At 39.6% G+C, this 8,141-nt stretch carries 5 protein-coding genes, 1 pseudogene and 1 riboswitch; of the genes and pseudogenes, 5 read left to right on the top strand and 1 reads right to left on the bottom strand.

The features are described from left to right. Positions 1-910: immunoglobulin-like domain-containing protein (locus tag ASE01S_RS12490; protein ID WP_217995658.1), on the top strand; the 910-nt coding region annotated here is incomplete at its 5' end. A gap of 421 nt (positions 911-1,331) precedes the next feature. Continuing rightward, positions 1,332-1,721: a VOC family protein gene (locus ASE01S_RS12485; RefSeq protein WP_067842887.1), complete on the top strand. Its 390-nt coding sequence runs from the start codon at positions 1,332-1,334 to the stop codon at positions 1,719-1,721. Positions 1,722-2,128: 407 nt separating this feature from the next. Here the strand turns inward: ASE01S_RS12485 and ASE01S_RS12480 are convergent, their stop codons facing one another. Then, complete coding sequence (locus ASE01S_RS12480) at positions 2,129-2,917, bottom strand: SDR family oxidoreductase (protein WP_067842884.1); 789 nt, start codon at positions 2,915-2,917, stop codon at positions 2,129-2,131. 234 nt (positions 2,918-3,151) lie between these two features. Beyond that, positions 3,152-3,255, top strand: a riboswitch (SAM riboswitch). A gap of 345 nt (positions 3,256-3,600) precedes the next feature. Between ASE01S_RS12480 and ASE01S_RS12475 the strand changes: the two are divergent. The 3 genes and pseudogenes from ASE01S_RS12475 to ASE01S_RS12465 form a co-directional block, all read left to right on the top strand. Beyond that, positions 3,601-4,884 (top strand): annotated as a pseudogene (locus ASE01S_RS12475) (O-acetylhomoserine aminocarboxypropyltransferase/cysteine synthase family protein); the annotation flags it as partial. 342 nt (positions 4,885-5,226) lie between these two features. Further along, entirely contained in the window at positions 5,227-6,813 is a 1,587-nt protein-coding gene (locus tag ASE01S_RS12470; RefSeq protein WP_067842878.1) for a PTS transporter subunit EIIC, read from the top strand. Continuing rightward, positions 6,800-8,122 carry a 6-phospho-alpha-glucosidase gene (locus tag ASE01S_RS12465; protein WP_067842875.1) on the top strand — a complete coding sequence of 441 codons (1,323 nt, stop codon included), beginning with the start codon at positions 6,800-6,802 and terminating at the stop codon, positions 8,120-8,122. Before ASE01S_RS12470 ends, ASE01S_RS12465 begins: the two co-directional genes overlap by 14 nt. Positions 8,123-8,141: the final 19 nt, after the last annotated feature.

The following is an 8,141-nucleotide window of genomic DNA, read 5'->3' as shown; positions in this document are numbered from 1 at the left end:
CAGTTTGATGAAATGGTTTATGATTGTATTTCTTGTTTTGCTTATAGCTTGTGACCAAGATACGACTACTAGCAGCGATATTCGCACGGATTGGGAAGCTGGCAGTGGTGAACTATCTGATCATATTGGCTCTTCAGATGTTGACCTATTTTTAAGCATTCCATTCTCTCAAGAATTCTTTTATGATCAGCAACAGCTTGCTGAATTAACAGGCTATCAAGCTCCAACTGGTGAGTGGTTTGCTCATAATGGACAAGGTATGCTCGGTTATACTATTTCTAATGGGAACTTATTACCTGGTGCTTTCATCGAGTTAGGCTTTCATCTGGATCAGGAAGAGAAGCTCCAGTTTAACCATAAGGTTAGAATACAGTTAGTGGAATTAGACTCAACCTTAGAACCGATTGAGATTATTGATGAAAAGCTAATTGAAGTTGAGCAAATTGAACCATCGTATACTACGCTTTACCAGAGTCAATTACCTGAACAGGAAAACAAGATCTATTTGTTAAGTGCTGAAATTTTAGCGGAGAATGGGAAGGTTGAAGATACGTTATTAGGTCTAATGCTTGTTCCTGCCCAAGAATTAAATGCCCAACTCTCATTAGATCAGGCTAGCTATCAATCAGATGAGCAAGCTAAATTGCAGATTGAAAACTTTGGTCCAACTACAATTTTTTTAGGTATGCATTATCAAATCGAACAAAAAATAGATGATAAATGGTGGGAAGTCCCCCTTGACTTAGCTTTTATAGAGATTGCAATTATTCTATCCCCTGGTGATAAGCATGAGCAAATTATTGAATTAACGGATCTTGGTCCAGGTCATTACCGTGTTGTTAAACAAATAAGTGCAGAAGGTATTGCAGATCTCACTACTTTACTTGGAGCAGAATTTACTATTGAATAGTTATTTATTAGAGGCTTTAAAATAAATGCAGTGAATAGCAACGAATAAAAGAGATTTTTCCAGTCAGGGGTTTTAACCATGGACAGCTATCCATAACGATGCTCTGACTGGAAAATAGCATGGAAAGGCATTTCATGAAAGTTGTCTTAGTCTGGTTGGATTTAGCTAACTTAAGCTCATGCTCCTTCATATCGTATCTAACTTTTTCCTTCACTTTATCAAAGTTATCCAATTCTAATTTATCCCCCATCTTGCTTTAAATAGGTTATAATCGTGTTAGGTGAGTTAATAAGTTAATATACAGAATAAAATATAGTGGTAGTATTTAATTCAACAATGAATTTCTTTGGGATAGACAGCTTCAAAGTATTAGTTAGTAATTCAAAGAAAAACGACGGTGTTTAAGAAAGGGGGGAAAATGATGACGATCGTCCGTCCTTTTCTCATGTTTACTGGACAAGCTGAGGAGGCGATGCGCTTATATGTGAATGGTTTTAATGATGCGGAAATTAATGAACTACATCGCTATGCTCATAGTGAGGAAGGTGATCAAGCTAAAGTTCAACAAGGCGTTATTACCATTCATGGTCAGCAAATTTTTTTTACAGATAGTATAGTTAAGCATCAATTTGATTTTACCCCATCAGTTTCATTGTTTGTAAAATTTGATACGTTAGTCGAACTTGAGTATGCGTACCAAACGCTGATTGAAAGAGGAGAGGTTTTAATGCCTTTAGATCAATACGGTTTTAGTAAAAAGTTCGTCTGGTTTAATGATCGTTTCGGTGTTTCATGGCAATTAAGCTTATAATAATAAAGAGCTGTTCCAATCTGAAATTGGGATCAGCTCTTTACTTGTTTTATCGCGGTGTAACTGGCTGGGGCTGCGATTACTCGCCCCATCGAAGGGCTTTTGTAAGACTACCACTACAAGAAATAAGGGAACACGTTATGTCTAAGTGGGAGATCCAACAGCCAGTAACGGCCCGATTGGTTCAACTATCGTTCAGTGGGGGAGAGAGAAAGCTGACTAAGTTCACGACGTCGTGTCGCAACGTCTGTACGAGCATATTCTATGCGTCGAACCCCCCACTGAACGAAGTTTCACTTGATTAAGTGTGGTACATCCTGATTGGATTATTTTTTTCTTTTTACTGGGGTTGCATTTATTCCAATATTTTAGTCTATGCCATTTGAAGGGCGACCTTTAAACACGTATTAAAGTAAAGTTGAAGCACCGTCAATAAATACTTCAGTGCCAGAGATATGGCTAGAAGCGTCTGATGCTAAAAAATAAACAAGCTCTGCAACCTGATCTGGAGTTCCTGGCTTATGTTCTAATGGCTGAGACCCTTCTGGGTAGATAACAGGTATTCTGACTTTTTTTAAATTTTCTTCCTCTTTAAAAGTATTTTCTCCGATGTTGGTTTCAATGGCACCAGGACAAATAATATTAACACGAATTTTATAATGAGATAGCTCTAGTGCTGCCATTTTACCAAGTGCCATTTGCCCAGCTTTACTTGCGCTATAGGCAGACATACCAACTGCCGAAAATTTACGATTCCCATTTATCGAACTGGTAATGATTATACTTCCACCAGCTTTCTTCATATGAGGAACGGCGTACTTTGTGGTTAAGAATGTTCCCTTTAAGTTAGTATGTAGAGTCATATCCCATTCATCTGGGGTAATATCCTCAATTGGAGCCACCTTCCCATTGATACCGGCATTGGCAAAGACAATATCAAGCCTGCCAAATTCCTCGACAACTTTATCGATAGCAGATTTGATCCGATCTGGATTCTTGATATCGGCTTCTGCTAATACGACTTGACTCCCTAATTGCTCTAACTCGCCCTTTAATGCCTCGGCTTTATCTTCCTTTAAATCAATTAAACCTACTTTTGCCCCCTCTTGGGCTAGCTTAATCGCACTTGCGCGGCCAATCCCTGAACTTGCCCCTGTAATGATTGCCACCCTACCGTTTAAGGTGGATTTCGTCATATCATCGACTCCTTTAAACATGTGTTATTTTATCTATACCCACTTCGTGATAAAGTAATCCCTCAAAGTCAAAAGCGTCTTGGTATATGTGCTTCCAGAACTTATCTAGCTTATCTCGATAAATTCCCGATGGGAATATATGGTTTACCAAAGGCCTTTACAGGTGGAGATAAAATAAGGACTAGACAGAATGAATATCTATGTTATAATCAGTTTAATCTAAATATTTAGACAATTTTATCACGAGTGGACGAGAGAACTGGCTCTGTGACTCCACGGCAACCTACTATTTGGTAAGGTGCCCCAACCAGCAAAGCTTAGGCTTTGGATGATGAAGCAAATTAGCATTCGGAAACCTGCTTTCATCATTGGTGAAGCAGGTTTTTTTGTCGTAGAAGAGGCAGTCTTAAATCGGGAAGAGAAGGGAATGTAGTTAGATTGTCGGATCAACGGTTCAACTGATTGTCTAAAAGCCACCGAGCTATACGGATCATGCCATCAATAGCTCTAAATTTAAGCCTGGATTTATTGGATCAACAGACAAGAGCAAGCTCGACAGCTCTTATAAAAGTCGTAGTCGTTAAATATTTTTATTTCATATCTCTCAGATTGGCAAGGTCCTGCAAAAGAATGGAAGAACGAGCTGTTGTTTTGATAAATTAAAAAATTTAGGAGGAAAGTACATGACAAACCAACAAAATAGCTATGCGATTGAAACTCTTGCATTACATGGAGGACAATCACCAGACCCAACAACTGGGTCAAGAGCAGTCCCTATCTATCAGACTACTTCATACGTATTTGATGATACGGAGCATGCTGAACGATTATTTGCGTTAGCGGAGCCGGGTAATATTTATTCACGAATCGGAAATCCAACCGTCGATGTATTTGAAAAGCGTGTCGCTTTATTAGAAGAAGGAGAAGCGGCCGTTGCTACTTCATCAGGAATGGCAGCGATTACGTTGGCTATTTTAAATATAGCCTCAGCAGGAGATGAAATTGTCGCGGCAACGAATCTTTATGGTGGAACTTATAATTTATTTTCAGTTACTCTACCGCGATATGGGATTAAAGTGAAATTTGTTGATCCTAACGATCCAGAACAAATTGCGACTGCTATTACGGAGAAGACAAAAGGGGTTTTTGCTGAGATTATTAGCAACCCGAATTTACATGTCCTTGATGTTGAGCAGATTGCTAAGGTCGCACATAATCATGGTATCCCACTAATCGTTGATAATACATTTGCAACACCTTATTTAGTTAAGCCGATTTTACTCGGTGCTGATATCGTCATCCATTCTGCTACCAAATGGATCGGAGGTCACGGAACAACGATTGGGGGAGTAATTATTGACGGTGGTCGATTTGATTGGCAATCTGGAAAATTTCCAACCTTTACCGAGCCGGATCTTAGTTATAATGGCATTCGCTATGCTAATGATTTCGGAGCACTTGCCTTTATTACGAAGCTAAGAGTACAACTATTACGTGACTTTGGTGCAGCACTGAGTCCTTATAATGCTTTTCAATTAATTCAAGGACTTGAAACATTACATTTGCGTGTTCAGCGACATAATGAGAATGCTGCTCAGCTCGCTGTCTACCTTACAAATCATCCAGCGGTTGATTGGGTCGACTATCCGGGACTTAATAACCATCCATCCCATCAGTTAGCTAAACAGGTATTGAACGGTGGCTTTGGATCTATTATTGCCTTTGGCATCAAAGGCGGCCGTGATGCTGGCCGTAGGTTAATCGACAATGTTAGCTTGTGGTCCCATGTGGCCAATGTCGGTGATGCCAAATCATTGATTATTCACCCTGCCACTACGACACACCAACAGTTATCTAAACAAGAGCTAGAAGCTATGGGAGTACGAGAGGAACTGGTTAGATTGTCTGTAGGCCTTGAGGCGATTGATGATTTAATCGATGACTTAGACCAGGCATTAATTAAGGCACAAGCCTAGACCCTAAAGTTTTAGGCCTTATCAGTTATTGAATCAAGTTCAATAAGTATGTCAGAATACTTACTATTCAAGGAAACGGACATGTGGCAATAGAGCCATGTGTCCGTTTATTGTGCCTGCCATTTAAGGCCCAAAGCCTTTATCAATTATGGGTTGCACACATCTTACATGCCTAAAACACTCGATTCACAAAATGTAAACGTGTACAATAACACACGTTTGTGTACAGGTCGTAAATGGTTCATTTTGTTTGTAATCCGGTAGCATCTATTGTAATCGGTTTCGGACTCTATTATATTTGATGGTGCAAAGAGATAAGGGAGGTTTAGTTAAATGAAAGATTTTTTGCAAAAATTAGGTAAATCATTAATGATGCCGATTTCAATTATTGCAGCGGCAGGTATTTTCTTGGGGTTGGGATCTGTACTACAAAATCCTGACATCGTTGGTGAGACGTTTGTTTCATTCACCGTTGTCCAAAATATTATCGGTTTTATTCGTGCGTTGGCTGGTGCACTATTTGGTAATTTACCTATCTTATTTGCAGTATCGATTGCCATTGGTATGGCTAGAAAAGAAAAGCCAACAGCAGCATTCTCAGCCGTTATCGGATTTATCCTTTTCCACATCACATTGAACTATATTCTAGCACTTAACGGCATTACTGCTGAGACCACTTCCGTTGATTATTTAGTAGGGACTGGCTTATCTCAATTGGAAGCAACACAGCTCGCTTCTCAATACGAGACAGTACTTGGGATTTTCACATTAAGAATGAATGTATTTGGAGGCATTCTGGCTGGTGCATTAGTAGCTGCACTACACAATCGCTACTATAATATCGAGTTACCGATGGCGATTAGCTTTTTTGGTGGTAAACGATTTATCCCAATCATCACAACAGTCGTTACCCCTGTGCTTGGTTTAATTATGTATTATGTATGGCCATTCCTTGGGATGGCAATTGAAAGTACAGGTCATGTCATTGCTAACTCTGGTGCAATTGGGACATTCATATTTGGATTCTTAGAACGTTTACTTGTTCCAACTGGCTTACATCATATTCTTAATCAGCTTGTTCGCTTTACACCAATTGGTGGAGTGACCATGATCGATGGCGAACAAGTTGTAGGAGCATTAAATATATTCAACACGGCATTAGCACAGGATATTCTTGATTTTGATTTAATGGCTACAGCCACACGCTTCTTAGCGCAAGGAAAGGTTCCATTTATGGTCTTTGGTTTACCTGCAGCAACATTTGCTATGATCAAAACGGCTAGAAGTGGTGAGCAAAAACGAGTCAAAGGATTACTTTTTGCAGCAGCGTTAGCGTCATTTACAACAGGTATAACAGAACCAATAGAGTTTTCTTTTATCTTCGTATCACCGATTTTATTCGTATTTCATGCGTTTATGGCTGGATTATCGTTTATGCTCATGGATTTATTTAACGTTGTCATTGGTAATGTTCAAGGTGGGGTCATTGACCTCGGTGTCTTTGGTGTTCTACAAGGAATTGAAACACGTTGGTACTTTGCTGTTCTTGTAGGTATCGGTTACGCCTTTGCCTATTACTATGTTTTCAAAACTGTTATTTTGAAAAAGAATGTTCAAACACCTGGACGTGAAAAGCTAGATGAGGGTCATGATGTTGTCATTCACGATGATGGTCATTTAGGTGAAACCATTGTCAAAGCATTAGGTGGGGTTGATAACATTGAGGAAATTGAAAATTGCTTCACCCGTCTCCGTCTCGTTGTTAAAGATGCCAATATTGCAGATGAACAAGCATTAAAGAATACCGGAGCTGCCGGTGTGGTCAAAATTGATGATACTCACCTACAGGTGATTTACGGCCCACAAGTAGAAGGGATTGCCCAAAAAGTAAAAGGAGTGGCAGGAAATGAAGAGAAATAATATTGTATTAGTTGGCGGAGGGTCAACATGGACACCAGGGATATTAAAAGCGATGACGACACATTTAGATCAATTTGCATTAAATCGTGTGGTCTTATATGATATCGATGCCGAGCGTCAAAATGTTATTGGCGAATTTGCTAAAATTTTATTTAAAGAGGAAGCGCCAGAAGTAGAAGTTGAATACACAACTGATAAAGAGATCGCTTATAAGGATGTTGATTTTGTTTTTTGTCAAATGCGCACAGGTGGCTTCGACATGCGCGAAAAGGATGAAAAAATTCCGTTAAGCTTAGGGGTGATTGGTCAAGAAACATGTGGCCCTGGTGGCTTCGCTTATGGACTTCGCTCTATCCGTGATATGGTTGAAATGGTGAAAGATGTGCGTCGCCTAAGTCCAGATGCTTGGATATTAAACTACACCAACCCAGCTGCTATTGTCGCTTTAGCATTAGACCGCTTGTTCCCAGATGATAAACGTATTTTAAATATATGCGACCAACCTGTTAATTTGATGCGTTCATATGCTAAGCTAATCGATTATGATGTAAATAAGCTTGAACCAACATATTTTGGCTTAAATCACTTTGGCTGGTTCACTGCGATTTATGATCAAGAGGGAAATGACGTTGCGCCTAAAATTAAAGAAATTGTTGCTAACGGCGGGTTTCGACCTGTAGATGCTGAGCAACGCGATCAATCTTGGCTAGATACCTATGCCATGGTAGAGGATATGCTCCGGGACTTCCCTGATTATTTACCAAACACTTATTTGCAGTACTATCTCTATCCTGACTATAAATTATCAAAGCTTGATCCAAATTTTACCCGCACAGATGAAGTGAGAGCAGGACGTGAGAAAAAAGTTTTTGCTGAATGTGCTCGTATTGTTGAAAATGGGACAGCTGCTGACTCTAGTGTCGTTCATAATGATGCCCATGGTGATATGATGGTTGAGGTAGCTGCCTCAATTGCCAACAATCTACGGAAAACGTATATTGTGATTGTTCGGAATGACGGAATTGTAGCTAACTTACCAGATGATGTCATGATTGAGGTGGCGTCATCGCTAGGTAAAAATGGACCTGCCCCTTATTCAGTAGGACAAATTGATACCTTCTATAAAGGTTTAATTGAGGGGCAACATGCCTTTGAAAGATTAACTGTTGAAGCTTATATTGAAGGCTCCTATACCAAAGCGCTTCAGGCGTTAACTTTAAACCGAACAGTTGTTGACGCAAAGAAGGCTAGACAAGTACTCGATGCTTTAATTGAAGCAAACAAGGATTATTGGCCTGAGCTTAAATAGCCGTGCTAAATGAGAGAGT

The sequence above is a fragment of the Amphibacillus sediminis NBRC 103570 genome (assembly GCF_001552275.1).
In the GTDB taxonomy this organism is placed as follows: domain Bacteria; phylum Bacillota; class Bacilli; order Bacillales; family Amphibacillaceae; genus Amphibacillus_B; species Amphibacillus_B sediminis.
The sequence above is the reverse complement of the archived record's forward strand: the minus strand, read 5'-3'. Positions and strand labels throughout refer to the sequence as shown.